General features: G+C 44.4%; 4 protein-coding genes. All 4 read right to left on the reverse strand.

The window, feature by feature from the left end; translation table 11 throughout:
• Nucleotides 1–132: 132 nt before the first annotated feature.
• A complete protein-coding gene (locus AC1DUA_RS33590) occupies nucleotides 133–468 on the reverse strand; it encodes a hypothetical protein (protein WP_477503864.1) in 336 nt (111 codons plus the stop codon).
• Between the two features lie 173 nt (nucleotides 469–641).
• Nucleotides 642–866 carry a DUF1128 domain-containing protein gene (locus tag AC1DUA_RS33595; RefSeq protein ID WP_477503865.1) on the reverse strand — a complete coding sequence of 75 codons (225 nt, stop codon included), beginning with the start codon at nucleotides 864–866 and terminating at the stop codon, nucleotides 642–644.
• Nucleotides 867–992: 126 nt separating this feature from the next.
• A complete protein-coding gene (locus AC1DUA_RS33600) occupies nucleotides 993–1,649 on the reverse strand; it encodes a TetR/AcrR family transcriptional regulator (RefSeq protein WP_477503866.1) in 657 nt (218 codons plus the stop codon).
• Nucleotides 1,650–1,702: 53 nt separating this feature from the next.
• Entirely contained in the window at nucleotides 1,703–2,344 is a 642-nt protein-coding gene (locus tag AC1DUA_RS33605; RefSeq protein ID WP_477503867.1) for a YigZ family protein, read from the reverse strand.
• Nucleotides 2,345–2,506 lie beyond the last annotated feature (162 nt).

Below are 2,506 nucleotides of genomic sequence, written 5' to 3' on the forward strand. Positions count from 1 at the left end.
ATGCTAGCCTATTCATTCGTCACCGGTTTGGTGTACGAATAACCAGAAGAACGTAAGTGTGAGTACATTATTCATTCCTTTGTATACGCAAAAAGGGCTGCGCCGATGGCACAGCCCTTTCCTTTCACCTTACTACCAGAATCCACCGAATCCTGGGCCGAAGCCGCCGCCGAAGCCGCCGCCAAAGCCACCGAATCCTGGGCCAAAGCCTCCACCAAAGCCACCGAATCCTGGACCAAAACCTCCACCGAATCCAAAAGGTGTAGTACCAATTGCTAACAGGTCAAACAGTACCAAAGGGATAATCGCTTTAACTTGAACTTTTTTACCTTTTTGTGGAGCTACGATCAATGTGTTTCCACTTATTCTTACCAATTTACCGGACACGCTTGTTCCGTCTTTCTTAAGTGCCACAATTTGTTTGCCGACCAATTTACGAACATCAGATTTACGAATTTGGGATGCCACGAACGTCCACCTCCTTTTAGCCACCAGGGATACATTGCTCTACAGTGTACTCCTGTGTAGGTAACATCGCTTGGATAGCTGTCCACCCACCCGGAAAAATAGTCGTTCGTCTATAAAAAATGCCATTTTTCCAGGTTATACGCCTAGAAAAACAGCATTTTATCAATAAGTGCCTATCCCTTACGAATCTTTCCAAGCTCAGTTGTTATAGCGTCGATCTCGCTGATACTGAATCTATCTTTACTTGCGACCATGTCGTACAAGTCCTTCAGATCCTCATACACTTCCTCTTTCACGTTAGAGGCCTTAATGGAGCCCCCCGTAGCCATGCGCAGCTTCTTCTTTATTTCTTCAAACATAAATTCCACGTTTTCTTCCGACCAATTATTTAAATTCATATTAGACCCTCATCCTTCCCAGCTGTTCTTTTCCCTATATTAATGCACATGGGGGCTAATGTAAAATACAAGCTTCGCATATGACAAAAAAAAGAAGAAAGACCCTTGTCTCTCTTCCTTAATTGGTTATATGGCATTAGTGATCGGCAAGTGCGGACCCACCATCTTGACAAGCGGGCGCTGCTGCTCATAAGAATCTAGGTCCAAGCTTACACAAATTAGGCGAATGTGCTCGTCAGCCAACTTGCGGGCTTCTTCATAAGTAATTTTAAATTGGATGCAATATGAGATGAGGCCGTGAAGAGACATAAACAAATTCCAAGGAAGAGTAAACCTTTTGCTTTCGAAGCCAGGCTGGTCCGTTACAACTTGACGAACGACGATGGAGAACATTTCGAGGCATTGCGCTTGTTCGGTACGGGAATACTGCTGCAGTTCAGGTTCATTCAGCATGAACATCATTTCATAGTGATTGGGATTGCTAAGACCAAACCAGACGAACTCCATCATTAACTTTTGAAGCAAATTCACGCTAAACCCATGTTCACGCACGATCATTTCTCGTTGACGCTGCATCAACATGGAGAAATCGTCTTTAATTAACGCATAAAACAGTTCAGCTTTTTCTGTAAAATGGTAATATAACGCCCCATGACTGTACCCCATTGCTTTTGYGATGCTGCGCATCGTTAAAGCGCGATAGCCGAAAGTGGCGAATAAATCCCGCGCCTCGGTAAGTATCCGTTCTCTGCTAAGCTCTTGCGCGACTGCTTTCCTAGCCATTCCTATCCCTCCGCATCCTTAGCCTATTTAATTTTGTTTAGTCTTGAACCTGCCTATCCGGGCAGGTTCTTGTGAACGATGTACTCGTTCTCTCCAGCGATAATAATGCCTTGACCTTGCGTAAAATCTGTTGCCCAGTTGATAAATGCATCCGCAGCTCCTGCTAAAGGAAAGCAATTTACTGATACCTTATCAGTAAAATCAATATCCCCGAGAAGCATTCCCTGATTTCTCAGTTCATTCTCGATTTTGCCATACCACGTATAATCAACCTCAATCATCACCCTCTGATGATTCACTTTATAAATCGGTTGTGCAGCTTCAATGCCCACCACGGCTCCATCCGTATAAGCTCGAATGAGTCCGCCCGCGCCGAGCATGATGCCGCCGTAATAACGGGTTACGACGATCGCAATATTCTTGAGCCCTTGATGCTTAATCACTTCCAGAATCGGCTTACCTGCCGTGCCACTCGGTTCTCCGTCATCAGACTGCTTCTGAATCTGGTCCCTGTCTCCGATGACATACGCACTGCAGTTATGTGTAGCCGTTTTGTGTTCCTTCTTGATCGCTTCAATAAAGTGGGCAGCCTCTTCTTCTGACTCCACAGGCTTGGCATGACCGATGAAACGCGACTTCTTGATGATGATTTCCGACGATCCGTACGACTGGATTGTTTTGAAATTTGCTAGCATAGCCGACCTTTCTAGGTAGAAGGAAACAACTGTTTCATTACATTCTACACACAAGTTTTGACTTCGACAATATTGTAAGAAAATTTACCACATAAATAATGGTAATTTTCTATGAAAAAAACGACCTATCCGAGTGGATGGATCGTTTTTGTTCCTTACCTG

Source organism: Paenibacillus sp. 01T422 (assembly GCF_056398785.1).